Consider the following 23,917-nt stretch of genomic DNA (forward strand, 5'->3'; position numbering starts at 1 on the left):
TGATTTTCCGGGCAGGGCCGGCGGCCGCGCCATCCTGGAATGGTTCCAGACTAGCCCGCCCAGCCGATAAAGACAAATTGCCTTTGCTGTTTATTCTGATAGGTTTTCCTTATGATCGGTTTGACCGTCCGGCAGATGCATTATTTCGAGGCGCTGGCGCAGACGCTGCATTTCGGCCGTGCCGCAAAACTCGCCGGCGTCAGCCAGCCGGCGCTGTCTTCGCAGATCGCCGAGATGGAGCTGCGGCTGAATTGCCGTCTGTTCGAGCGCGGCGGCAAGGTGGTGCGGATGACCGACGAGGCCGTGGCCCTGCTGCCGCGCATCGAGCGTATTCTTGCCGACGTCCGCGACGTCGAGGCGACGGCCCGGCGCGGCCGCCCGGCGCTGGAAGGCCGCTTCCGGCTCGGCATCATCCCGACGGTGGCGCCCTATCTCTTGCCGCATGTGCTGCCGGAGCTGAAACGGCATTTCCCGGCCTTGCAGCTGGAACTGCGCGAAGCGGTGACCGCCTCGCTGGTCGAGGACACCAGTTCGGGTAAGCTCGACGCCTTCGTCGCGGCGCTGCCTCTCGATTACCCGGGCCTGGTTACCGAGGAACTTTTCTCCGACCGGTTCTTCCTGGCCGTGCCGGCCGGCGATCCCGCCTTCGCCTCGCCGCCGGTGCCACCGGAGAGCCCGGCGCTGGAGCGGCTGATGCTGCTGGAGGAAGGCCATTGCCTGCGCGAACAGGCGCTCGCCGTCTGCGGCAACGTGCGGCCGGTGGCGATGGCAAGCTATGGCGCGACCAGCCTGACGACGCTCTTACAGATGGTGGCGCACGGGCTCGGCGTCACGCTCATCCCGGAAATGGCGGCAGGGCCGGCCAGCACTATCCCCGATTTGAAGATCGTGCCGTTCCAGGAACCGATGCCGCAACGCACGATCTGCCTCGCCTGGCGGCGCAACAAGGTGCGCCACGACGAATGCGTCGAACTGGCGAAGATCATTCGCGGGCTGGACGCGGCGGTGCTGGCGGCTTGAGCGGCGGGTCAAGGATCCGGTTTTAGCCCCGAAGCCAACCTGCAAGAAAACGGCTTCAATCCTTTTCCCAGGCTGCGAGCAACGGGCCGTTGCTTCCATAGACAGGGTCCTTGCGCGGACGGCCGACCCTGGGGATCGTGACGACCGCCTTGGCATGGTCGGCGGCGGTCGTACACAGGTCATAGGTGCCGGATGGAGGATAGGCGCCGACAACCAGAAAATCGTCGGATGCGGAAAGACGCTGGTGCCCGGTGCCGGCCGGAAGCACCGCGACGTCGCCGGCCTTCAGCGGCAGCGTTCGCCCCTTGCTGCCGCCAAAGCGGACCTTGGCCGTGCCGCGCGCAACGCCCAGCACCTCGTGTATCCGCGAATGGTAGTGGACGTAGTCGTAGATGCCGTTGCGCCAGCTATCGCCCCAGCCATTTGCCTCGAAAAGCGCCTCCATGACGGCCGCCGGATCGAATTCCTCGGGCAGCTTCACAGCGCCGCGATAGACGACAAGCGGCCAGCATGGATGGTTGGGCACCAGGCCATCATCGCTGAAGCGAAATTCATTCGGTTTGCGCGACCTCAGGAGGTCGGCGACCTCTCGCCGGCCCGGCCTGGCGACGCCGGTGACCTGCTCGACGGCTTTCTTCGTGGTTTGCAGAATGCTCATGATACGGCCTTGGATTGGTGGTGGCTTCATGCCGATTAACCGGCTGCATGGCGGGTCGGTTCCGCTGAGGGCAGAGATCTGCGATCTGTGCGGTCGGCATTTGACGTCCGGGCACATCGAAGCCGCCCAAGTTTCAAGACTTGAACACCGCAAGCATGTGAAGATCCAATCGGTCCCGCAGCTGTGTCGTCCCATGGCACGGATGAGACGATTACACTGTTTTGCCACAGCGCTCGCGACAGCTCGCGAAACGGGCGACCCGCAGAGGCCTTTTTCGTGTTATAATGCACTTGCAACGCGCGTAATCTCGACCTCGGCAATATGGCAAAGGTCGAAAGCAATTTTTGCCCCGGCGTCGCCCAGCATGGACTCAACTCCGGATGGCTGGGTGTGCTTATCCGGGGCGAGGAGGTTGCCCATGTCCACGAGTAATGTCGAACGCCCGCTGCAGCCGGGCGACCGGGCGCCGAATATTATTCTCGATGCGATCTCCCGCGAAGGCAAGATCGCGCTCGATGATTTTCGAGGCCGTAGCCCGTTGTTGATCGGTTTGTTCCGAGGCCTGCACTGTCCGTTCTGCCGGCGCCATGTCGCGGCGATGGCGCAACTTAAGCCGGCCCTGCGTGAGAAAGGCGTCGAATGCCTGGCGGTCGTCAATACACCGGTAGAGCGGGCACGGCTCTATTTCCGTTACCACCCGGCACCCGATCTTCTCGCCGCGTCCGACCCGGAGCGGGCCTCGCACCGTGCTTTCGGCTTGCGCGAGGTCGGGATGGACACGGTCATGGCGATCCGTATCGATCTCCCGGGCGAGTTGCCCGAGCCTATGGACGTCATGGCAATGTACGAGTTTCTCAACAAGAAGGAAGGATATGAGATTACGGGAGCCGATCAGCAGGCGATGGCTTCCGGCCAGGGGCAGCTTGTCGGTCAGTTCCTAATCGACCGGGCGGGCATCTACGCTGGAACTTCACTGAAGTTCTGGAGGATGGCCTCAATACCTTCAAGGCGCCGAATCCGGAGGAATTGATGTCAGCGGCTTCCCAAGTTGCACATTGATGGGCTGCGGAAATAGGCGGCTGACAACTCGCTCGACGACCGCGCCCTTCCCGCTCACCACCGGGGAAAGGCCGTCCTGGGTCAAAACCTGAAGATACGTGGATGACCGCTTCGCGCCGCATTTCAGTCATTTCACCGATAACGTCCTTATCCCGAAAGAGGACATCCCTGATGTTGAGGCACTAGGTGAGTTTGCGCCCTAGCGGAATTTCGTGCCAGCGGGGAGTGGGCGTTAACCGAGCCACCTCAAGCCTTCATCTTGATGCCGGTAAGAGGTTGGGAACGTATGGTTTGGATCAAGCATGCGCTGGTGGATAATGGTTATCCCGCGCTTCCCGAACTTACTGGGGTAAGCGCACGGTATGAGATAGAACGGTTTCCCTTCAGACAGCACCACGTGATCGAGCGTCTCGCCGATATCGGTCCAACTGCTATGAAGGAATGGCGCTCCTCCTAAAGACGAGACGGATGGCGCGAGTTGGCGCCGGACTGCGACGCGGTAGAATTTGCACGCCGTGGTCGAGGTTCTCGTGTAGCAGCTGCTTGGCACGACGGCCAGCAGCGTCTGTTGTTCCAACGCAGCGCTGAAAGCTGACAGTCAGAAGGCGGCCTTGACGCTAAGCGTCCGCCCACGGCGCAAAGGACACAAATCGGAGCGCCCGCCCTCAAGCCGTCTTTGCCGTCACCAACTCTCGACCATCGCCTCCTCGGGAACTTCTGCGGCTTGCCTACTTCGCAACTCGATACGGAAACGGATGACTGCTCGTTCGAGAGCCGGTCGATAGTGGTTTGCCACCTCGCCCCAATCCCTCACGGCACAAATATCAAAAACACCCAAGTAAAAAACACCACCAGATGCACCAACCCAGTCAAGAACGTCGTTCTTTCGGTGCTAAAACTCACATTGCAGATGAAGAGCGCCAGAACCAAAAGCACCATGTCAGTCGCCGGCAGCCCCAGCGTCAGGCCTCTTCCGGTCAGCAGGCTGGCGGCGGCTATGCCGGGTATTGTCAGGCCGATCGTCGCGCAGGCCGAGCCCATGGCGACGTTCAGGCCGCGCTGCAGCTCGTTGTTGAGCGCGGCGCGAACCGCCGAGATCGCCTCCGGCATCAGAACCAACCCGGCGATCATTGCGCCGACAATGGCGTCGGCCTGCGGCACCTGATAGGCGACGAGCGCGTCCTCGACGCTTGCCGCGACCTGTTCGGCCAGCATGACGATACCGATCAGCCCGATCAGCAGGAGAACAGCGCCCGCGGCGACGCCTTCGTGAGCGTCGGCTCGCACCGTGGCGCCATGTGCCTGCCCGTCGATGAAATCGTCGCGGTGGCGGACAGTCTGCGCGAACAGAAAACCGGCATAAAGCAGCACCGAAAGGACGCTGACGAAGCCAAGTTGCGCCGCCGAGAACGTGCCGGGATCGGTGGTTCGCGTGTAGGTCGGCAGAATGAGCGTCATGACGCTCAGCGCGACCAGCACCGCCAGATAGGCGCTGGTCCCTTGGCGGACGATTGCCTGCTTGCGATGTCGCCAGCCGCCAAACGTCAGGCACATGCCGACGACGCCGGTGGAGGTGATCATCACCGTCGAGAACACGGATTCGCGTGCAAGCGTCGGGTTGTTCGCGCCGTGCAGCATGATGGAAACGATGATCGACACTTCGATTGCCGTCACGGCGATGGTCAGCACCAACGTGCCGTACGGCTCGCCCACCCGCCGGGCCACCGCCTCGGCGTGGTCGAGCACCACGAAAATGGTGGTGAACATGATCGCGCTCGACAGCGCGCCGATAAACATCCTGGTGCCCAGCGACCCTTCGTCCACCGACAGGCCGCTACCCCTGACCGCGACAGCCATCGCCAGAGCGGCCAACGGCATGCCGTAGGAAATCGCCGATCTTGCGAGACCACTCATTGTCACCTTCTTGCCTTCCCGCAAATCCCGTGGAAGGGCGATTTGCAACCACTGTTGCGCACCGCGACCATCCAGAGAAATCGCATATGACAGGTCATGACGCCATCGCAGCGTACCCCAGCCCTAGCCCCTCCCCACAAGGGCAGCGCAATCGCGTACGCATTCTTGCGAAGAGGACCCCCACCCTAACCCTCCCCACAAGGGGGAGGGAACGCTGCCGCGCGCCCTTGCTTTCCCTTTGGCGCCGAAAGGCAGGCAATTTGCCGAGGTCGGCGCCACCGAAAGTCCCCCTCCCCCTTGTGGGGAGGGGTTAGGGGTGGGGGTCCTCTTCGCAAGAATCCGCCGCGATTGCGCTGCCTCTTGCCCCCGCACACCTCGAAACATCATGTCACCCGCAGGAAGCTCGCGCGCTAGCCGGGCGTGTTGGCCTTGACGACCTTCTTGCATTCGGGCGTCAGCTCGCTCATGTGACCGGCCAGGCATTTTACGACGCGGCCACCGCCCGGCAACACGCCCTTGCACAATCTCTGGTAATCTGCTTGGCAGGCCTCACGCTCGGCCGCCGTCTGCGCCAGCACCGCGGTGGCTGCCAGCTGAGTTGCCAGGAAAAGCACGCCTAACCCAATCCGCATGGAACACCCCTCAAATATGTTGCCCAAACAACGCCTCCGTCACGCGTAGGCACAAACGGAAGCCTTTTCACGCCGTCTTCTGCGTCACCAGTCCCAGTTCATCGATCATCGCCTGGCGCATCAGGAATTTCTGCGGCTTGCCGGTCACCGTCATCGGCAATTCGGTGCGGAAGCGGATGTAGCGCGGGATCTTGAAATGGGCGATCTGGCCGGCGCAGAAGGCCTTGATCTCCTGCTCGGTGGTGATCTGGCCGGGCTTCAGCACGATCCAGGCGCACAGCTCCTCGCCGTATTTCGGGTCGGGAATGCCGAACACCTGCACCTCCTTGACCTTGGGGTGGCGATAGAGGAACTCCTCGACCTCGCGTGGATAGACGTTCTCGCCGCCGCGGATGACCATGTCCTTGACCCGGCCGACGATGTTGCAATAGCCCTCGGCGTCGATGGTGGCGAGGTCGCCGGTGTGCATCCAGCCGTCGGCGTCGATGGCCTCGCGGGTCTTCTGCTCGTCGTCCCAATAGCCCTTCATCACGGAATAACCGCGCGTGCACAGCTCGCCCGGCGCGCCGACCGCGACGGTGGCGCCTTCGGCGTCGATGGCCTTGACCTCGACATGCGGATGGACGCGGCCGACGGTCGAGACGCGCTTTTCCAGGGGATCGTCGACGCTGCTCTGGAACGACACCGGGCTGGTCTCGGTCATGCCGTAGGCGATGGTCACCTCAGCCATATGCATCAGCGACACCACCTTCTTCATCACCTCGATCGGGCATGGCGAGCCGGCCATGATGCCGGTGCGCAGGCTGGTGAGATCGAAGGAGGCGAAATCCGGATGATCGAGCAGGCCGACGAACATGGTCGGCACGCCATAGAGCGCGGTGCAGCGTTCCGTTGCCACCGCCTTCAGGGTGGCGCCCGCATCGAACCCCTCGCTGGGGAAAACCATGGTCGCGCCCTTGGTGACGCAGCCCATCGTGCCCATCGACATGCCGAAGCAATGATAGAGCGGCACCGGGATGCACAGCAGGTCGTCGACGGTGAGCCGGATCGCCGAGGTGACGAAATTGCCGTTGTTGACGATGTTGTTGTGGGTCAGCGTCGCGCCCTTGGGCGCACCTGTCGTGCCGCTGGTGAACTGGATGTTGATGGCGTCGTCCGGTTTCAGCCTCGCTGAAATCCGGTCCAGCTTGTCATGCTCGTCGCGGCCGGCCATCGCCAGCACGTCGGCGAAATTGAACATGCCCGCAGAATTCTCCTCGTCCATGCGGATGACGGTCTTCAGCGCCGGCAGTTTGTTGGCGTCGAGCTTGCCGGGGGTGGCCTTGGCGATCTCCGGCGCCAGCGTCTCGATCATGCCGAGATAGTCGGAGCTCTTGAATGTGGCGGCGGTGACCAGCGCTCGGCAAGCGACCTTGTTCAAGGCATATTCCAGCTCGACCAGCCGGTAGGCCGGGTTGATGTTGACCAGGACCAGGCCGATGCGGGCGGTGGCGAATTGCGTCACCAGCCATTCCCAGCGGTTCGGCGACCAGATGCCGACGCGGTCGCCTTTCTCGAGGCCGAGCGCCAGGAAACCGGCGGCGAGCGCATCGACCGTCTCCGACAGTTCGTCCCAGGTAAAGCGCTTGTCCTGCTCGACGAAGACGGCGGCATCGAGCGTGCCGTATTTGCTGACCGTGTCGGCAAACAGCGCCGGGATCGTCAGGTTGAGCAGCGGCACACTGCGCTCGCCCGAGACATGCGCCGTGCCGTCGACCGGCGCAATGAACGAACCGCCATCGCGCTTGCCGCGCAGGCTGGTGGCATTCTTCAACTCGTCGAGATTGATCGGCATCGCCGTGTCCTCCGCAGACCAGCCGAGCCTATCAGCCCGGCGGGGTGGTGGAAATCCCGTCGATGGTGGGGCTGGGTGGGAACTCGCCTGTAAGGGCCGAAAATAAAAAACCCGCCTCGGCGGGCGGGTCTTCGGGGCCAATTGGCACCATAGCGAAATTAGTAGCATAGCTGCCGGCACAAAGCAAGAACAAAATTGCTGTAAGTCAAGAAAATCGCGTCAGGTCGGTGCCAGCGGCCAAGCTGCCAATCTCCCTCCTTGAGGGGGAGATGGCCGGCAGGCCAGAGGGGGTCGTCTCGCGTGGAGCACCTGCCTGTTCTGTCCGTTAGGAGAATCGCGTCAAGACGTACCGACCCCCTCTGTCGCCTTCGGCGACATCTCCCCCTCAAGGGGGGAGATTGGCTGGTCGTCAGCCTGCGTTCACCGATGCCATCCTTGCCGCAATATCGCGCAAAGTCGCCTCGTCGGCCGCCGAACGCGCCTTCCTCGACGCCACGAGACAGGCCTGCGAGCGCAGGATGACGCCGTCGGCCAGCACCTTGAGATGGTTGGCGCGCAGCGTCGCGCCTGACGTGGTGATGTCGACGACGATATCGGCCAATCCGGCCGCCGGCGCGCCTTCGGTGGCGCCAAGGCTTTCGACGATGCGGTAGACCTGGATGCCATGCTTTTGCGAAAAGAACTGCTGGGTCAGGCGCCAGTATTTGGTGGCGATCCTGAGCCGGCGGCCGTGGCGCTGGCGGAAATCGGCGGCGACGTCGTCGAGGTCGGCCATGGTGTCGACATCGAGCCAGATGTCGGGCACGGCGACGACGACATCGGCATTGCCGAAACCGAGGCGGGCGATGATTTCGGCGCGCGCCTCGCAATCGGCGAGGTTTTCGCGCAAAAGGTCCTCGCCGGTGATGCCGAGATCGACCGACCCCTGGCCGATTTCGCCTGATATCTCCGAGGCAGACAGGAATGCTATCTCGACGCCGTCAAGGCCGTCGATGCGGGCGCGATATTTGCGCTCGTCGCCGGGCAGGCTGACGGCAAGCCCGGCCTTGGCCAGCACCTCCAGCGCCTGCTCCTTGAGCCGGCCTTTCGACGGGATCGCCAGCGTGATCATGGCGCCGTCTCCCGCAGCGCCTCGATGCGGTCGAGCCAGACGGAAAAACCGACGCCGGGGATCGGCGTTTTGGCGCCGAGCAGCGTCAGCAGCCGGTCGTAGCGGCCGCCACCGGCGAGCGGCCGGTCGCCATCCTGGGCCGCGATCTCGAAGACCAGGCCGGTGTAGTAATCGAGCGGCCGGCCGAAGGCGGCGTCGTAGCTGATTTCAGACATCGGCAGGCCGAGGCTTTCTATGGCCGCGGCGCGGGCTGCGAAATTCTCCAGCGCAGCCCCCAGTGAAAGCCCGGCATCGATCGCAAAGCTTTCGAGCGCCCCGGCGGCGCTGTCGAGCGGCACGTCGATCGCCAGGAAACTCTTTAGTGCCGCAAACGCCTCGTTCGACAGCCGCACGCTGCGCAGTTCGGCCTTCTCGATCAGGCGCCGCGCAATCTCGGACGGCGAACGCCCGGCCGTTGCCGACAGGCCAGCCTCTTCCATGCCGCCGGCGACATGCGCCGAAAGACCGTCGAGATCGCCATCAAGGACAAGGGCGGCGACCGGGCCGGCAAGCTGGCTGTTGCGCGGTGGATTGGCCAGGTCGGCAAGTGCTGCCTCCAGCATCGGCGCCGAGCCGAAGGCACGGGCCAGCCGCATGCGCCAGCCGCGCGGCAGGCCAAGTGCTGCCAGCACCGCCTCGAAGATGGTCTGGTCGCCGAGCGTCACCGCCAGCTCCCGGCCGGGCAGCACCAGCGACAGCAGCGCATGCGCATCGGCCAGCGAGCGGGCGTCGGCCGCGGCCGTGTCGCGGTCGCCGAGATCCTCGATGCCGGCCTGGAAAAACTCGTTGCCGCCCTCGCGGCGCTGGCGAAACACCTCGCCGAGATAGGAATAGCGGCGCGGCGTGCCGGCCTGGCTGGCAATGTGGTCGAGGCAGACCGGAATGGTGAATTCCGGCCGCAAACAAAGCGTCTGCCCGGTCTCGCTCTCGGTGAGAAAGATGCGGCGCCGCAAATCCTCGCCGGCCATGTCGAGGAACGGATCGGCCGGCTGCAGCACAGCGACCTCGACCGCGTGCGTATTTCGCGCGGCGAAGAGGCTGGTGATGTCGGATGCGATGGCGGGGCGCGAGGTCATGGCAGGCGCCCTTCCCTTCTCCCCCTGTGGGAGAAGGTGGATTGGCGCGAAGCGCCAAGACGGATGAGGGGTGCCGGAAGAAATGAGGCGTCGGCGTTCCCTGGAACACCCCTCATCCGACCGAGCTTCGCTCGGCCACCTTCTCCCACAAGGGGAGAAGGAAGCGGCGCCCTACTTGCCACGCGCCCGCTCCTCGGCCTGCGCCGCCAGTATCTTCTTCACCTCGGCGACCAGATCGCCTTGCGACACGGTCACCTGCGCCGGTCGTGCGGCGCGCCATTCGGCGTTGTCGGCGATCTCGGCCGACATTTTCGCGCCTTCGATCAGGTCCTTGATCTGCACCTCGCCCTTGGCGCGCTCGTCGCCGCCCTGGATGACGGCGACCGGGCTGCCGCGGCGGTCGGCATATTTCAACTGCGCCTTCATGCCGGCGCCGCCGAGATACATTTCCGAGCGGATGCCGGCGGCGCGCAGCTCGGCCACCATCTTCTGGTAGCGGCCGAGGCTTTCCGTGTCCTTGTCCATGGTCAGCACGACGACCGGCGCGATGACATCGGAAGTATCGAGCTTGCCGAGGTTCTTCAGCGCCGTCATCAGCCGCGAGACGCCGATCGAAAAACCGGTCGCCGGCACCGGCTCGCCACGAAAGCGCGAGACGAGGCCGTCATAGCGTCCGCCGCCGCCAACCGAGCCGAAGCGCACGATCTGGCCGTCCTCGTTGGGGATTTCGGCCAGCAGCTCGGCCTCGTAGACCGGGCCGGTGTAATATTCGAGGCCACGCACAACGGAGGGATCGATGCGAATGCGATCCTCACCGTAGCCGCTTTGCGCGACCATGGTTCTTATCTGCTCCAACTCTGCAAGACCCTCGACAAACGAGGCGTTCGTGATGCCGAGATGTTCGAGTTTTCTTTCCTCGACAAGATTACTGAGCCCTGGGGTGATAGATCCCAGTGTCTGAACAACTTGTTCGGGATCATGCTGCGCCATGACCGTGAAATAGCTGATCACAACATCGATTTGCGCGTTACCCAGCCCGGCACCCTTGGTAAAATCACCGCTCTCGTCCTTGCGCCCGGCGCCCAAAAGCAGACGAACCCCCTCGACGCCCAGCTTGTCCAGTTTGTCGATCGCCCGCAGCACCTGCAGCCGGCGGCCAGCGTTCTCGTCGCCGCCGAGGCCGATCGCCTCGAGCACGCCGTCGAGCACCTTGCGGTTGTTGACGCGGACGACGTAGTCGCCGCGCTTGATGCCGAGCGCCTCCATCACGTCGGCCATCATCATCGCCATCTCGGCATCGGCCGCCACGCCCGGCGTGCCTACCGTGTCGGCGTCGAACTGCATGAACTGGCGGAAGCGGCCGGGACCGGGCTTCTCGTTGCGGAACACCCAGCCGGAACGATAGCTGCGATAGGGTTTCGGCAGGCGCTCGAAATTCTCGGCGACAAAGCGCGCCATCGGCGCGGTCAGGTCGTAGCGCAGCGACAGCCATTGATCGTCCTCGTCCTGGAACGAGAACACGCCCTCGTTCGGCCGGTCCTGGTCGGGCAGGAATTTGCCGAGCGCATCGGTGTATTCGATCAGCGGCTGGTCGACCGGCTCGAAACCGTAGAGTTCAAAGACCGAGCGGATCGTCGCCATCATCTTCTCGACGGTGCGCAGATCGTCGGCGCCGCGGTCGACAAAGCCGCGCGGCAGCCGCGCTTTCATCTTTTCGGATTTGTCGGCCATGGGATGGGTACTTTGCTAAGTAATCGGTGACTTATTTCGGGTCGGCGTGTCCTACCGATGCAGCCCGGAGAAGGCAAGGGTTTGCGGCTCTCCTTCTCCCCTTGTGGGAGAAGGTGGCCGAGCGAAGCTCGGTCGGATGAGGGGTGTTCCAAGGAACGCCGACGTCTCGTTTCTTCCAACACCCCTCATCCGGCTCGGCGCTGCGCGCCGATCCACCTTCTCCCACAAGGGGAGAAGGAAAGGCGAAAAAGAAGCTGAAACAATTGCGCCATGCGCGCGGCATCGTGCCGACACAATCCGGGCCGATAAGCGCGCCGAAACAAGGGGTTCGGGGCCATGGCCACGCTACAGAAGTTCGACATCATCGATAGCGGCGCACGCGACGCCTCGGTCCGGCTGCGGCCGGCCGATGGTTATGCCCCGAATACGAAGCAAATCGCCGGACCGTTCGAGGTCGCGGCGCAACAGCGCAGCGGACCGACCATGCGCGACGTGCTGATGACCGGACTGCTGGTGATCTATCCGGTGTTCGCCGCGCTGGCGGCCATCCTTGCCGGGTTTTTCCTCGCCGGCGGCGGCGGCGCCTGAGCCGCTATTTCGGCCGCTTGAACGCTTTCCGTTCCGCCTCGACCGGCTCGCGGCAGACGCAGCCCTCGAGATGGTCGTTGACCAGCCCCATCGCCTGCATGAAGGCGTAGACGGTGGTCGGGCCGACAAAGCTCCAGCCGCGCTTCTTCAGCTCTTTCGAAATGCGGACCGAGACGGCCGTCGTCGGATTGGCGCGCAAATGCGCGAGGTCGACGATCTCGGGCCGCTCGCCTGGGCCGGGTTCGAACTTCCACAACCAGGCGGCCAGCGAGCCGGCCTCGTCGATGAGTTCGCGGGCGCGCTTGGCGTTGTTGATGGTCGAGATGATCTTGCCGCGGTGACGGATGATGCCGGCATTGCCGAGCAGGCGCTCGACATCGGCGTCGGTGAAGGCGGCGATCTTGTCGACATCGAAGCCGGCAAACGCCTCGCGGAAATTGTCGCGCTTGCGCAATATGGTCAGCCAGGACAGGCCCGACTGAAAACCTTCGAGGCAGATCTTCTCGAACAGGCGGCGGTCGTCGGCGACCGGCCGGCCCCATTCGTGGTCGTGGTAGTGCAGATAATCCGGCAGGTTGCCGTGCCAGAAGCAGCGGGCGATGCCGTCGGGACCGGCAAGCAGACCTGTCTTTTCATCCATGGCGGAATTCCGTTCGTGTCTTGGCGTTAACGCGTTTTGACGCGGCCTTTACCGCGGCTTTACCAGATTCCTGAACCGGGCGGTAACCACACCAAAAGCTTTACTGACAGATCGGCATTTTACGCATTCCGATTCATGCTTCGGTTGCCGCTTCGCGCCCAATGTCGGCGAAATCGGGGAGGCTTTGCACCCCGGCATGTTCGACGATCAAGGTGCGTTGCGATGAAGACATTCTTGTTCCCACTGTTCGGCGCCGCGGCCGTGCTTGCGGCCGGCGCCGCCAATGCCAACGACCGCTATGCGGAGAGGCCGCCGGTGGTGGTCAGCCCAGATCTTTCGGCGCCCTGGGTGCTGCAGCTCGGCCATGCGCCGGGCATCGTGCGGCAGAGCCGGCAAGAGGCGCTGCCGCAACGGCGCTACCGGCGGCTGGCCGAACCCGATCAGCTACGCACCGCAGCGGTGCAGGCGCCGGCCAAGCGCATGGTGATGCGGCCGCAGATCGACCCGATCTATCTGCCGCAGGAAGTCGCCTATGACGGCCCGCAGAAGCCGGGCACGATCGTCATCGATACGCGAGAGAATTTCCTCTATCTGGTCGGGAAGAACGGTAAGGCGCGGCGTTATGGCGTCGGCACCGGCAAGCCGGGCTTCGAATGGTCCGGCACCCACAAGATCACCAACAAGCGCGTCTGGCCGGATTGGCGGCCGCCGGCGGTGATGATCGCCCGCGAAGCCGCCAAGGGCCGTTATCTGCCGACCTATCTCGCCGGCGGCATGGAAAACCCGCTCGGCGCACGCGCGCTCTATCTCGGCTCGACCGAGTACCGTATCCACGGCACCAATCAGCCCTGGACGATCGGCGGCGCGGTGTCGTCGGGCTGCATCCGCATGCGCAACGAGGACGTGGTCGACCTTTACGAGCGGGTCAATGTTGGCACGACGGTTGTAGTGATGTAATCTGCGGTTGACCTCATCGATGATTCTGCTCAGAAGCCTCGGGAGCATTGAATAGCGGGGGACGGGCCGTGTGGGGATGCGGCCAGTCACGAAAGGGCAGCGCGGCAAGCCGTGCTGCCCTTTTTGTTTCCGCCAGCAGGAATTGACGGGAAGATTTTGTCGGCACGTCGCGCGACCGGCATGGCGGTTCGCTTTTCGCGCTGCCTTTTCGCGGTTGCTTTGCTATGTGGCGGCTAAAATCCAGCTAAAGGCCCCATCCCGATGTCCCTTTCCGACGACAGCCGCTATCTCAGAGGCGGCCCGGTTGCTCAACGCATCATCGCCGGCGTGCGCGAGGACGCGGCGATCGCCACCGCCGAAGGCTTTCCGCCCAAGCTGGTGTCGGTCACCGTCGGCGATACCGCCGCGGTCGATGTCTATGTCCGCAACCAGCGCGCCAAGGCCGGCTTGGCCGGCATCGGCTTCGAGGAAAGGCGCTTTCGCGCCGACATCACCGCCGGCGAGCTGGAAGCGGCAATCCACGGGCTTAACGCCGACCCGCGCGTCACCGGCATCATCATCCAGCGGCCGGTGCCGGTGCACATTCCGATCAAGACGCTGCAGGCGGCGGTGCATCCGCTCAAGGATGTCGAGGGCATGCATCCGGCCTCGATCGGCAACATCGTCTACAACCAGCTCGACCTGGCGCCCTGCACCGCCGCCGCTTCGGTCGAACTGCTCAGGGAAACCGGCCTCGACCTCAAGGGGCTCGAGGTGGTGGTCGTCGGCCATTCCGAGATCGTTGGCAAGCCGATCGCGTTCCTCTTGATGAGCGAAGGCGCGACGGTGACCGTCTGTCACCACATGACGCGTTCGGTGGCGGCACACGCACGCCGCGCCGACGCACTGTTCGTCGCGGTCGGCAAACCGCGGCTGATCAAGGCCGACATGGTCAAGCCGGGCGCCGCCGTCATCGATATCGGCATCAATTCGGAAATCGGGCCGGACGGCGAGAGCCGCATCGTCGGCGACGTCGATGCCGAGAGCGTCAGGCATGTCGCGTCGTGGATCACGCCGGTGCCGGGCGGCGTCGGCCCGATCACGGTGGCGATCCTGCTGCGCAACACGATGGTGGCCCTCAGCCGGCAGCGTGCCCGCTATCAGGCAACCTACGGCACGGCAGACCGGCTGGCGGCGGAGTAGGCGCCTTCGTCACGTGTATTGCGGCACATGGCAGGTGATCCGGGACTCGTCATCCCAGAAGACGTAGAGCACGCCGCCGCTGCCCCAGAAGAAACCGGCGAGTGAATCGAACTGAAGAAGAAATTTCATTTCCCGGTCCGTTCCGGGAACGACTGGAAACTGCGGTCCCTGAATCCATGACGGCAGCCCACCAAGCCGAAACAGGTTTTGCCTTGAATTGCTTATCCCGTACGACTGCCTGAGCCACCGTTTAGGCGTCGGTGCCAACCGAACAGTTCTTTTCTCGGCGGCTTTTGCAGGCCTCTCAATGTAGGGCGAATGCAGAGGCGCGATCGGCGTCGGCACACCGGCAGCGTCGTGGGAATAATAGGTCGGTTCGAGAGAATTCGCACAGGTCTCGATACGGAGTCTGGGAAGAGGCATCGTCAGCTCATTCCCAAGATCGTCCAGCGTAATCAGATGTATCAGTCGCTCTCGACAGGTCGGGCACACTGCCGATCCTTCGCCGCCGACCGTAAGTGGCCTGCCAGTCGCCGGCAGATGCCAGGTAGGATGATGGCGATGCGTCGGAAAAGACATGTCGCTCGGAGCGCCTTCCTCAAAGCTGAAATGATGACATGCCGGCGGCGAACGAGGATCATCATGCGTCAGCCAGTCTGCGAAATCGGGAATGTCGCCCAAGGTACTGTCTGGAAACAATTCCGGCGCCTGCAAGGCGACGTGAGCCAGCAGATCCTCCACGTCTATTCCGCGTTTCACTTCCTCTTGCAGGAAAAATGCCAGACGAGCCAAATACGCGTCGTCGAGAAACGAAACGGCGTCGATAATCAGATTGTCTTGCTGGACGTCGGCTTCTACCGCTGCCTTTATGAGCGCAAACAGGAATTCGGACCCATCCTTGAGATGACGAGCGATGATTGTCTGGCATTCGCCATAGCTGGCCTGGAACGTCGCCGGCGATCTGTCCGACAGCAGCCGAACGACGGTTCCAATCTCTTCGGACTTTGGGTTGGGCATCTCGGCAGTCTCATCGGCGGGTGCGCAGCAATCAAACCAATTTTGGCGGCTCGCCGCCATAGGCCCAGTCGAGCAGCTTTATCGTATGCACCACCGGCAGCTTGGCGGCGGAAGCGATCTGGGTGATGCAGCCGATATTGCCGGTGGCGACGATTTCAGCACCGGTCGCCTCGATATTCCTGACCTTGCGGTCGCGCAACGTCGCCGAAATCTCGGGCTGCAGGATGTTGTAGGTGCCGGCCGAACCGCAGCACAAATGCCCTTCGCGCGGCTCGCGCACGACGAAGCCGGCTCTGGCCAGAAGCTCCTTCGGCTGGCGGGTGATCTTCTGGCCGTGCTGCATCGAGCAGGCTGAGTGATAGGCGACGATGGTGCCCGGCTTGCGGACCGGCTCGGGCAGGTCGAGGCTTGCCAGATATTCGGTGATGTCCCTGGCCAGCGCTGAGACGCGCGCGGCCTTGTCGGCATAGGCCGGATCGAGGCGCAGCATGAAGCCGTAATCCTTGATGGTGGTGCCGCACCCGGATGCGGTGATGACGATGGCGTCGAGTCCGCCCTGCTCGATGGCGCGCGTCCAGGCGTCGACGTTCCGTCGGGCCGACGCCAAGGCAGCGTCCTCGCGCCCCATATGATGCACCAGCGCGCCGCAGCAGCCCTCGCCCGCGGCCACCACGACCTCGACGCCAAGCCGGGTCAGCAGCGAAATCGTCGTGTCGTTGATGCCGGGATCGAGCACGGATTGCGCGCAGCCGGTGAGGATGGCGACGCGGCCATTTTTCTTCGCGCCCTGCCCGGCATGGACGCCCGGCGAGGCCATCGGCGAGACTGCCGGGACCGACGCCGGGGCCAGCTTCAACATCGCGCCCAAAGGCTTCAATGCCTGGATTTTCTCAAACAGGCCGGCGAATGGCTGGCCGAGCTTCGCCAGCTTGAGCGCCGCGCGGAAACGCGAGGGGTAGGGCAGCACGAAGGCCAGCATGGCGCGTGTCAGGCGATCGGCCAGCGGACGCTTGTAGGTCTCCTCGATATGGACGCGGGCGTGGTCGACCAGATGCATGTAGTTGACGCCCGACGGGCAGGTAGTCATGCAGGCGAGGCAGGACAGGCAGCGGTCGATATGAGCGACGATCTGCTTGTCGGCGGGGCGACCGTTCTCCAGCATGTCCTTGATCAGGTAGATCCGCCCGCGTGGCGAATCCAGTTCGTTGCCGAGCGTCACATAGGTCGGGCAGGTGGCGGTGCAGAAGCCGCAATGCACACATTTGCGCAGGATCTTTTCCGATTCCGCGACATGCGGATCGGCAAGCTGGGCAGCTGAGAAATTGGTCTGCACGTAAACGAATCCCTACCGTTTGAGCATGATCTTTTCCCAAAACCGGTACCCAGTTTTGGGGATCATGCTCATAATCCCAGAAACCAGCTTTCCGGGTTCTTGACCGCCTCGCCGCGCTGCAGCGCCTGCAGGCCGAGAATGCAGCGGGCGATGAACCAGACGGCAACGGCAACCATCAGCACGACACCGATGACCACGATCATCAGCAGCGCCGAGATCAGTGCATAGAGCAGGCCGATCCAGAAGGTGCGGATCAGGAATGTGTAGTGGCTCTCGACGAAGCCGCCGGCCTTGCCGCGATTGATATAGGCCAGGACGATGCCGACAATGCCGCTGACGCCGATGGCTAGGCCGGCGAGATAGAGGATGTAGATGACCAGCGCGTTGGTCGGGCCGGGCTCCAGCCAGCGGTCGGTCTGGCGTGACGTACCGTTTTGGCCTGGATCGCTCATTGTGCTCCTCCCTCGGTTGCCGGCGCGAGAGTAGCAGAGCTTGCGCCCGGCGCCATACGGCCGGGATTGAGGATATTCTTCGGGTCGAATTCGGCCTTCAGCCGCGCCGACAGTGCTGCCAGTTGCGGCGCTTGCGGTTCGAACACCGGTACGGCGGCGCGGTGCGAAGGGGTTGCGCGCACCAGCGTCGCATGGCCGCCGCCGTGTTTTCTGATCAGGCTGCGCAACAGGCCTGCCTCGGGATCGTCCTGCTGCATGCGCAGCCAGATCAGCCCGCCCTGCCAATCATAGAAGGCATCGACCAGGGCCTGCATGCGCAGCGCCAGCACCATCTGGTGGCCCCGCGACGGCGCCATCGAGACGCGCCACACCGGCCTTTCGCTGCCATCGGCGAACGGCGCGCAGTCGCGGACATCGCGCCAGACCGAGTACGAGACCGAACCGGAAATCTCCTGCAGCGGCCCAGCGTTTTTCAGCAGGTCTTTCAGCGCGGCAATGCGGTAAGCGACCGACGGGCCAAAGCCCTCGATGCGCAGCAGCGTCGCGGCATCGCTGCCGAGACTGCCGCCGGCGACCCTGGCTGCGACCCGTTCGGGAAGATGGGCAGCACTCGACACTTCGGCGCTGGAACCCAGCGCCAGCGCCATGGCGGCGGCGGCGTGATCGTCGAGCAGGCCGCGGATGGCAAGCGTGACTTCGGTCTCGGCAGCAGGCAGCACCTTGAAGGTGACGTCGGTGAGCACCGCCAGCGTGCCCCAGCTGTTGGCCATCAGCTTGGACAGATCGTAGCCGGTGACGTTCTTGACGACGCGGCCGCCCGACTTGAAGGCCTCGCCGCGCCCAGAAACGGCCGCTATGCCGAGGATATGGTCGCGCGCAGCACCCACCTTCAGCCGGCGCGGGCCGGAAAGGTTCGCGGCGAGTGCGCCGCCGATCGTGCCTCGCGCTGGCTCACCGCCGAGCAGCGGGCCGTAATCCATCGGTTCGAAGGCAAGTTGCTGGCCGTTTTCGGCAAGCAGGCTTTCGATTTCGGCCAACGGCGTGCCGGCTTTTGCCGACAGCACCAGTTCGGCCGGCTCGTACAGCATGACGCCGGAGAGTTTGGAAAGGTCGAGCGTATGCTCGCTCTGCTGCGGCCGGCCGATACCGCGCTTGGAGCCGTGGCCGAGGATTTCGAGCGGGGATTCCTCTGCGGCTGCCCAAGCGACGGTGGAGAGCGTTTCCGCGGCGGTTGATGGGGTGAAGGTGGTCATGGGACGGACGCGGCATTTGCAAATGGGGGAACGTCGCGTTCCTTCGCGCCCCCCTCTGTCCTGCCGGACATCTCCCCCTCTAGGGGGGAGATAGGATGCTGCGTCGGGCTTCGCCAATCTCCAGCGTTAACAGGAGGGCGAGGCGCCGAAGCTGCTAATCTCCCCCCTTGAGGGGGAGATGTCCGGCAGGACAGAGGGGGGTGTTCAAGTGCTAACATACGCACTCAAAACCTCGGAATGTCCGGAAACGCCACTTGCCCGCGATGCACGTGCATCCGCCCGAGCTCGGCGCATCGCCTCAATTGCGGGAAGACCTTGCCGGGATTCAAAAGATGGTTGGGGTCGAAGGCGCATTTGACGCGCATCTGCTGGTCGAGGTCGATCTGGTTGAACATTTCCGGCATCAGGTCGCGCTTCTCGACGCCGACCCCGTGCTCGCCGGTCAGCACGCCACCGACCTTGACGCAGAGCCGCAATATGTCAGCGCCGAAACTCTCCGCCTTGTCGAGTTCGCCGGGCACGTTGGCGTCGTAGAGGATGAGCGGGTGCAGATTGCCGTCGCCGGCGTGGAAGACATTGGCGACGCCGAGCCCGTATTTCTCCGACAGTTCGCGCATGCCGGCGAGCACGCGCGGCAGTTCCTTGCGCGGGATGGTGCCGTCCATGCAGTAGTAGTCGGGCGAGATGCGGCCGACCGCCGGGAACGCCGCCTTGCGGCCGGCCCAGAAGCTCAGCCGCTCCTGTTCCGACTGCGACGTGCGGCATGTGGTCGAGCCGTTCCTAAAAGCAATGGCTTCGACCAGGCCGATCAGGTGATCGACCTCGACACCCGGCCCGTCCAGCTCGACGATCAGCAGCGCCTCGACATCGAGCGGATAGCCGGCCTGGACGAAATCCTCGGCGGCGTGGATGGCCGGACGGTCCATCATCTCCATGCCGCCCGGAATGATGCCGGCGCCAATGATGTCGGCAACGCATTGGCCGGCCTGCTCGCTGGTCGGGAAACCGATCAGCAGGGCGCGCGCCGTCTCCGGCCTCTTCAGGATGCGTACGGTGACCTCGGTTACGACGCCGAGCAGTCCTTCGGAGCCGGTCATGACGCCGAGCAGGTCGTAGCCTTCCGCGTCGAGATGGCTGCCGCCGAGGCGCACCACCTCGCCATTCATCAGCACCATCTCGATGCCGAGCACATTGTTGGCGGTGAGACCGTATTTCAGGCAGTGCACGCCGCCGGAATTTTCCGCGACATTACCGCCGATCGAGCAGGCGATCTGGGAGGATGGATCGGGGGCGTAATAGAAGCCCTCCTGCTCGACGGCGGTGGTGATGCCGAGATTGGTGACGCCGGGCTGGGCGACGACGACGCGGTTCTGAAAATCGATCTCGAGGATGCGGTTGAAGCGGCTCATGACCAGCAGCACCGCGTCTTCGAGCGGCAGCGCACCGCCGGAGAGCGAGGTGCCGGAGCCGCGCGGCACGACGCGGATGTTGCGGTCGCTGCAATATTTCAGCACCCGCGACACCTGCGCCACGGTCTGCGGCAGCACCACGACCAGCGGCAATTGCCGGTAGGCGGTGAGCCCGTCGCTCTCGAAGGCGCGCATGGCATTGGCGGCGTCGACGACGCCCTCGCCCGGCACGATGATGCGCATATCGGCGACGATCTCGTCGCGCCGGCGCATCGTGGCGTCGTCTGGTTTCGGCATGGCAAGGCCGGACATCGACAGCCTCCTTCGATCGACTGGTAAAAATCTTTTACCAGCGACAGTGGTCGCTTGCAAATGCCGCGTTGGCCGGGATGAGAGGCCTATGGCCGAGACAGCCTTCCGCAGCGGCAATCTGCCGCTGCGCCCCACATTACTCGCCCGGCTGCTTGCCTGGTTCGGAGTGCATGCGGCGGACGCGGCGCACGCCCCACCAGACGAGCACGACGGCGAGCGGCACCGAGGCGGCGGTGACCATTTCCGGCGCGAAGGCATGGCCGAAGATCGAGGCGCCCTTGGCGACGTAGCCGATGAGGCCGACGACATAGTAGGAAACCGCGGCGACCGAGAGCCCCTCCACCGTCTGCTGCAGCCGCAATTGCAGGCGGGCGCGATTGTTCATCGACGCCAAAAGATCGCGGTTCTGCTTCTCGACCTCGACGTCGACCCAGGTGCGCAGCAGTGTGGTGGCACGGGTGAGCTTCGTCGACAAGTTGGCCTGACGCTCCTCGACCGAACGGCAGGTACGCATCGCCGGCGCCACGCGGCGCTGCAGAAAACCGCCCCAGGTGTCGTAGCCGGGCACCGCCTCTTCGTCGAGCGCCTCCAGCCGTTCGCGCACGATGCCGTCATAGGCGCGGCTGGCGCCGAAGCGGTAGAGGCTGGAGGCGGCATCGGCCTCCAGCTCGGCGGCCAGTTCGGTCAAGTCGGCAAGCAGCGTCTGGCTGTCGCGGGTCTCGGCGACCTTCATTTCCAACGTGGTCTGGGCCAGCCTGTCTTCGATGCGGCGGGCCCGACCGGACAGCGTCAGGGCCAGCGGCAGCCCGAGCATGGCCAGCGTGCGGTAGGTTTCGACGTCGATCAGCCGCTGCGACAGTGCCCCGGTGCGCGCCGGGGTCAGGCCGCGGTCGAGCACCAGCATGCGGGTCAAGCCGTCGCCATCCTGACGGAAATCGGTGACGATGGCCGCGTTGCCGCGCTCGACCAGCGAATAGCACAGGCTGGTCGGGTCGAAGCCGGCGATCAGTTTTTCGTTCGCCGGCGTCCATTTGCGGATCTCCAGCCTGATGCCGGAAATCACCGTGCCCGGCGGCGAAAACCCGTTGCCGAAGGGTGTGTCCTCTTGCCCCCTGCCGTTTTCGGCGAGCGGGCCTTCCCAGAGATAGGTCGAGAATTCCGTGTGGCGTTCCCAGCGCAGCGAGCCCTTGCCCCATTTCATCGCGTGGTGGCGGGCGTGAGGGTCGGGCGCGGCGATGCCGAGGCGTCGCGACAATTCGGAAAGCACGGCCTGATCGATCCCGGATCCAGCTTCGGTCATGAAGGAAAGCTGCACCAGTACGCGCGGCTTTTCGACCAGCGGCTGCGGCCGGGCGTGGACCTCGCCGAGCGCGCCCGGCCGACCTTCATGCGCCGGAAAGCCCATGACGGTGCCGCCCACGGCTTTGGCGCGCAGCTGGAATTCGAGGTTGGAAGGGTCGGCGTCTGGCACGGCTGGTCCCCCGGGCTTCTGTGAGCCCTTTGGCAATGATGTCCCTCTAGAGGCAATCGCCAGGCGACGCAAACGCCCAATTTAGCTGAAGATGATATGGCGCCGCGGCTGTGAAACGGACCCGGCCCCGGCGAATTGGATAAATAATTTGACCAGTTGGCGACGCCGGCTTTATCTTGCGCGACATCGGTTCAACCCCCAGGCATCCCGTTTGAGCGACATTTTCTCCCGGATCGAGCATTCGCGCACCGCCGACGAGGTGGTGCAGCAGATCGAGAGCCTGATCCTCGAAGGCGTCCTGCGCACCGGCGACCGGCTGCCGGGCGAGCGCGAACTGGCGCGCCAGTTCGAGGTGTCGCGGCCGATCCTGCGCGATGCCTTGAAAGCCTTGGAAGGGCGCGGGCTGTTGACGACACGGCCGGGCGGCGGCACCCATGTCGCCGATGTCATCGGCCAGCTGTTCACCAAGCCGGTGACCGACCTAATCTCGATGCACCGCAAGGCGGTGACCGACTATCTGGAGTACCGCCGCGAGATCGAGGCGGTGGCGGCGGAATATGCGGCGCGGCGTGCCACATCGGACGATCTGGCGCTGCTCGACCGCATCATGGCACGTATGGACGAGGCGCACCGGACCGGCAATTTCGACGACGAGGCGGAAATCGATGTCGAGTTCCATCACGCGATCTGCGAATGCGCGCACAACATCATCCTGCTGCACACGCTGCGCTCCTGCTATCGGCTGCTGTCGGAAGGCGTGTTCCAGAACCGGCGGCTGGTGTTCAACGTGCCGGGCGCGCGCGAGGCGCTGCTTTCGCAGCACCGGGCAATCTATGCGGCGGTCAAGGCCGGCGATCCGGCTGCGGCGCGGCAGGCGGCGATGGACCACATCTCCTACGTCGAACGATCGATGGCCGAGGCCGAGCGCAGCGGCGACTGGCAGCGCGTGTCGCGGCTGAGGCTCAGGCAGCGCTCCGAGCCCGGTGACGGCGAGGCGGCAAGAAAACAGCCGTAGGCCCCGCCCAGAAAAATTCAACGACGAACCAGCGAAGAACCAGCGGAAAGAGATCCATGAGCAGCATTCTCACCATCGCCGACCTCAAGGACCTGGCACGCCGCCGCGTGCCGAAGATGTTCTTCGACTACGCCGATTCCGGCGCCTGGACCGAAAGCACCTACCGGGCCAACGAGGAAGATTTCCAGAAGATCAAGTTCCGCCAGCGCGTGCTGGTCGACATGGATAACCGCTCGCTGGAATCGACCATGATCGGCGAGAAGGTGACGATGCCAGTGGCGCTGGCGCCGACCGGGATGACCGGCATGCAGCATCCGGACGGCGAGATGCTGGCGGCCCAGGCGGCGGAAGAATTCGGTGTGCCGTTCACGCTGTCGACAATGAGCATCTGCTCGATCGAGGATGTCGCGTCGGTGACCAGGAAGCCGTTCTGGTTCCAGCTCTATGTGCTGCGCGACAAGGATTTCGTCTTCGATTTGATCGACCGCGCAAAGGGGGCGAAATGTTCGGCGCTGGTGCTGACGCTCGACCTGCAGATCCTCGGTCAGCGCCACAAGGATATCCGCAACGGGCTTTCGGCGCCGCCGCGGATGACGCCGAAGCACCTGTGGCAGATGGCGACCAGGCCGCGCTGGTGCGTCGGCATGGCCGGGACCAAGCGCCGGAGCTTCCGCAACATCGTCGGCCATGCCAAGGGCGTCGGCGACCTCGCCTCGCTGTCGTCGTGGACGAAGGAGCAGTTCGATCCGCATCTGTCGTGGAAGGACGTCGCCTGGATCAAGGAGCGCTGGGGCGGCAAGTTGATCCTGAAAGGCATACTCGACAAGGAGGATGCGCTGATGGCGGCCAGGACAGGCGCCGACGCGATCATCGTATCCAACCATGGCGGCCGCCAGCTCGACGGCGCCTCGTCGTCGATCATGGCGCTCGAAGAGATCGCCGACGCCGTCGGCGACGCGATCGAGGTGCATATGGACGGCGGCATCCGTTCCGGCCAGGACGTGCTCAAGGCACTGTGCCTCGGCGCCAAGGGCACCTATATCGGCCGGCCTTTCCTGTACGGCCTCGGCGCACTCGGCAAGGAAGGGGTTACCAAGGCGCTGGAAATCATCCGCAAGGAGATGGACATAACGCTGGCTCTGTGCGGAAAGCGTCTGGTCACCGACATGGGCAAGGATCAGCTTCGGCGCTAAAGTCCCGTGACGGCATGACCA

20 protein-coding genes and 1 pseudogene are annotated in these 23,917 nt (G+C 64.1%); 7 read left to right on the forward strand and 14 right to left on the reverse strand.

All coding sequences use genetic code 11. From position 1 onward, the window contains the following. Window positions 1-111: 111 nt before the first annotated feature. On the forward strand, window positions 112-1,020 hold the full coding sequence (locus NKH59_RS03105; RefSeq protein WP_352680873.1) for a hydrogen peroxide-inducible genes activator: 909 nt from the start codon (window positions 112-114) through the stop codon (window positions 1,018-1,020). A 55-nt stretch (window positions 1,021-1,075) separates the two neighbouring features. On the opposite strand, the gene NKH59_RS03110 is transcribed toward NKH59_RS03105, so the two are convergent. Further along, window positions 1,076-1,678: a cupin gene (locus NKH59_RS03110; protein WP_353020822.1), complete on the reverse strand. Its 603-nt coding sequence runs from the start codon at window positions 1,676-1,678 to the stop codon at window positions 1,076-1,078. 418 nt (window positions 1,679-2,096) lie between these two features. Here NKH59_RS03110 and NKH59_RS03115 point away from each other — a divergent pair. After that, window positions 2,097-2,737, forward strand: a pseudogene (locus NKH59_RS03115) (peroxiredoxin-like family protein). A gap of 810 nt (window positions 2,738-3,547) precedes the next feature. Here the strand turns inward: NKH59_RS03115 and NKH59_RS03120 are convergent. The 6 genes from NKH59_RS03120 to hisS form a co-directional block, all read right to left on the reverse strand. Then, window positions 3,548-4,651: a calcium:cation antiporter gene (locus NKH59_RS03120; protein ID WP_353020824.1), complete on the reverse strand. Its 1,104-nt coding sequence runs from the start codon at window positions 4,649-4,651 to the stop codon at window positions 3,548-3,550. 410 nt (window positions 4,652-5,061) lie between these two features. Further along, window positions 5,062-5,283, reverse strand: coding sequence for a cysteine rich repeat-containing protein (locus NKH59_RS03125; RefSeq protein ID WP_352450969.1), 222 nt, complete (start codon window positions 5,281-5,283; stop codon window positions 5,062-5,064). Between the two features lie 67 nt (window positions 5,284-5,350). Continuing rightward, window positions 5,351-7,117 carry an AMP-binding protein gene (locus NKH59_RS03130; protein WP_353020826.1) on the reverse strand — a complete coding sequence of 589 codons (1,767 nt, stop codon included), beginning with the start codon at window positions 7,115-7,117 and terminating at the stop codon, window positions 5,351-5,353. 409 nt (window positions 7,118-7,526) lie between these two features. Further along, the gene (hisG, locus tag NKH59_RS03135; protein WP_353020829.1) at window positions 7,527-8,228 is read right to left on the reverse strand and encodes an ATP phosphoribosyltransferase; all 702 of its coding nucleotides are present in this window, start codon (window positions 8,226-8,228) and stop codon (window positions 7,527-7,529) included. Then, window positions 8,225-9,343, reverse strand: a complete 1,119-nt coding sequence (locus tag NKH59_RS03140; RefSeq protein WP_353020831.1) for an ATP phosphoribosyltransferase regulatory subunit — start codon at window positions 9,341-9,343, stop codon at window positions 8,225-8,227. Before NKH59_RS03140 ends, hisG begins: the two co-directional genes overlap by 4 nt. 171 nt (window positions 9,344-9,514) lie before the next feature. Then, window positions 9,515-11,074: a histidine--tRNA ligase gene (hisS, locus tag NKH59_RS03145; protein ID WP_353020833.1), complete on the reverse strand. Its 1,560-nt coding sequence runs from the start codon at window positions 11,072-11,074 to the stop codon at window positions 9,515-9,517. A 336-nt stretch (window positions 11,075-11,410) separates the two neighbouring features. On the opposite strand from hisS, the gene NKH59_RS03150 reads away from it, so the two are divergent. Then, on the forward strand, window positions 11,411-11,662 hold the full coding sequence (locus NKH59_RS03150; protein WP_353020835.1) for a hypothetical protein: 252 nt from the start codon (window positions 11,411-11,413) through the stop codon (window positions 11,660-11,662). A gap of 4 nt (window positions 11,663-11,666) precedes the next feature. Here the strand turns inward: NKH59_RS03150 and NKH59_RS03155 are convergent, their stop codons facing one another. Continuing rightward, window positions 11,667-12,302 carry a DNA-3-methyladenine glycosylase I gene (locus tag NKH59_RS03155; protein ID WP_353020837.1) on the reverse strand — a complete coding sequence of 212 codons (636 nt, stop codon included), beginning with the start codon at window positions 12,300-12,302 and terminating at the stop codon, window positions 11,667-11,669. A 222-nt stretch (window positions 12,303-12,524) separates the two neighbouring features. On the opposite strand from NKH59_RS03155, the gene NKH59_RS03160 reads away from it, so the two are divergent. Then, the gene (locus NKH59_RS03160; RefSeq protein ID WP_353020839.1) at window positions 12,525-13,259 is read left to right on the forward strand and encodes a L,D-transpeptidase; all 735 of its coding nucleotides are present in this window, start codon (window positions 12,525-12,527) and stop codon (window positions 13,257-13,259) included. 261 nt (window positions 13,260-13,520) lie between these two features. Further along, a complete protein-coding gene (locus NKH59_RS03165) occupies window positions 13,521-14,441 on the forward strand; it encodes a bifunctional 5,10-methylenetetrahydrofolate dehydrogenase/5,10-methenyltetrahydrofolate cyclohydrolase (protein WP_352618472.1) in 921 nt (306 codons plus the stop codon). A gap of 9 nt (window positions 14,442-14,450) precedes the next feature. On the opposite strand, the gene NKH59_RS03170 is transcribed toward NKH59_RS03165, so the two are convergent. From NKH59_RS03170 to NKH59_RS03195, 6 genes are all read right to left on the reverse strand, one after another. Then, window positions 14,451-15,458 carry a hypothetical protein gene (locus NKH59_RS03170; RefSeq protein ID WP_353020841.1) on the reverse strand — a complete coding sequence of 336 codons (1,008 nt, stop codon included), beginning with the start codon at window positions 15,456-15,458 and terminating at the stop codon, window positions 14,451-14,453. A 31-nt stretch (window positions 15,459-15,489) separates the two neighbouring features. Beyond that, window positions 15,490-16,791 carry a glycolate oxidase subunit GlcF gene (gene glcF / locus NKH59_RS03175; protein ID WP_353020843.1) on the reverse strand — a complete coding sequence of 434 codons (1,302 nt, stop codon included), beginning with the start codon at window positions 16,789-16,791 and terminating at the stop codon, window positions 15,490-15,492. Window positions 16,792-16,859: 68 nt separating this feature from the next. Continuing rightward, window positions 16,860-17,243 (reverse strand): DUF4870 family protein, encoded by a 384-nt coding sequence (locus NKH59_RS03180; protein WP_352614815.1) that lies wholly within the window; start codon window positions 17,241-17,243, stop codon window positions 16,860-16,862. Next, complete coding sequence (locus NKH59_RS03185; protein WP_353020845.1) at window positions 17,240-18,496, reverse strand: FAD-binding protein; 1,257 nt, start codon at window positions 18,494-18,496, stop codon at window positions 17,240-17,242. The genes NKH59_RS03180 and NKH59_RS03185 overlap by 4 nt, the downstream gene beginning before the upstream one ends. A 224-nt stretch (window positions 18,497-18,720) precedes the next feature. Beyond that, window positions 18,721-20,217, reverse strand: coding sequence for an FAD-linked oxidase C-terminal domain-containing protein (locus NKH59_RS03190; RefSeq protein WP_352981020.1), 1,497 nt, complete (start codon window positions 20,215-20,217; stop codon window positions 18,721-18,723). A gap of 136 nt (window positions 20,218-20,353) precedes the next feature. After that, entirely contained in the window at window positions 20,354-21,688 is a 1,335-nt protein-coding gene (locus NKH59_RS03195; RefSeq protein WP_353020847.1) for a DUF3422 family protein, read from the reverse strand. A 211-nt stretch (window positions 21,689-21,899) separates the two neighbouring features. Between NKH59_RS03195 and NKH59_RS03200 the strand changes: the two genes are divergently transcribed. Beyond that, window positions 21,900-22,703, forward strand: a complete 804-nt coding sequence (locus tag NKH59_RS03200) for a FadR/GntR family transcriptional regulator (protein WP_352680841.1) — start codon at window positions 21,900-21,902, stop codon at window positions 22,701-22,703. Window positions 22,704-22,759: 56 nt separating this feature from the next. Next, window positions 22,760-23,896 (forward strand): alpha-hydroxy acid oxidase, encoded by a 1,137-nt coding sequence (locus NKH59_RS03205; RefSeq protein ID WP_353020849.1) that lies wholly within the window; start codon window positions 22,760-22,762, stop codon window positions 23,894-23,896. Window positions 23,897-23,917: the final 21 nt, after the last annotated feature.

The sequence above is a fragment of the Mesorhizobium sp. M0998 genome, assembly GCF_040318885.1.
Lineage (GTDB): Bacteria > Pseudomonadota > Alphaproteobacteria > Rhizobiales > Rhizobiaceae > Mesorhizobium.

Excerpts from the sequence above, each read along its gene's own strand:
- hisS (WP_353020833.1), bottom strand. The coding sequence starts at position 11,074 with ATGGCCGACAAATCCGAAAAGATGAAAGCGCGGCTGCCGCGCGGCTTT.
- NKH59_RS03120 (WP_353020824.1), bottom strand. The coding sequence starts at position 4,651 with ATGAGTGGTCTCGCAAGATCGGCGATTTCCTACGGCATGCCGTTGGCC.
- NKH59_RS03180 (WP_352614815.1), bottom strand. The coding sequence starts at position 17,243 with ATGAGCGATCCAGGCCAAAACGGTACGTCACGCCAGACCGACCGCTGG.
- NKH59_RS03155 (WP_353020837.1), bottom strand. The coding sequence starts at position 12,302 with ATGGATGAAAAGACAGGTCTGCTTGCCGGTCCCGACGGCATCGCCCGC.
- NKH59_RS03150 (WP_353020835.1), top strand. The coding sequence starts at position 11,411 with ATGGCCACGCTACAGAAGTTCGACATCATCGATAGCGGCGCACGCGAC.
- NKH59_RS03160 (WP_353020839.1), top strand. The coding sequence starts at position 12,525 with ATGAAGACATTCTTGTTCCCACTGTTCGGCGCCGCGGCCGTGCTTGCG.
- NKH59_RS03130 (WP_353020826.1), bottom strand. The coding sequence starts at position 7,117 with ATGCCGATCAATCTCGACGAGTTGAAGAATGCCACCAGCCTGCGCGGC.
- NKH59_RS03205 (WP_353020849.1), top strand. The coding sequence starts at position 22,760 with ATGAGCAGCATTCTCACCATCGCCGACCTCAAGGACCTGGCACGCCGC.
- NKH59_RS03125 (WP_352450969.1), bottom strand. The coding sequence starts at position 5,283 with ATGCGGATTGGGTTAGGCGTGCTTTTCCTGGCAACTCAGCTGGCAGCC.
- NKH59_RS03185 (WP_353020845.1), bottom strand. The coding sequence starts at position 18,496 with ATGACCACCTTCACCCCATCAACCGCCGCGGAAACGCTCTCCACCGTC.
- NKH59_RS03140 (WP_353020831.1), bottom strand. The coding sequence starts at position 9,343 with ATGACCTCGCGCCCCGCCATCGCATCCGACATCACCAGCCTCTTCGCC.
- NKH59_RS03170 (WP_353020841.1), bottom strand. The coding sequence starts at position 15,458 with ATGCCCAACCCAAAGTCCGAAGAGATTGGAACCGTCGTTCGGCTGCTG.
- NKH59_RS03110 (WP_353020822.1), bottom strand. The coding sequence starts at position 1,678 with ATGAGCATTCTGCAAACCACGAAGAAAGCCGTCGAGCAGGTCACCGGC.
- NKH59_RS03165 (WP_352618472.1), top strand. The coding sequence starts at position 13,521 with ATGTCCCTTTCCGACGACAGCCGCTATCTCAGAGGCGGCCCGGTTGCT.
- NKH59_RS03190 (WP_352981020.1), bottom strand. The coding sequence starts at position 20,217 with ATGTCCGGCCTTGCCATGCCGAAACCAGACGACGCCACGATGCGCCGG.
- NKH59_RS03105 (WP_352680873.1), top strand. The coding sequence starts at position 112 with ATGATCGGTTTGACCGTCCGGCAGATGCATTATTTCGAGGCGCTGGCG.
- hisG (WP_353020829.1), bottom strand. The coding sequence starts at position 8,228 with ATGATCACGCTGGCGATCCCGTCGAAAGGCCGGCTCAAGGAGCAGGCG.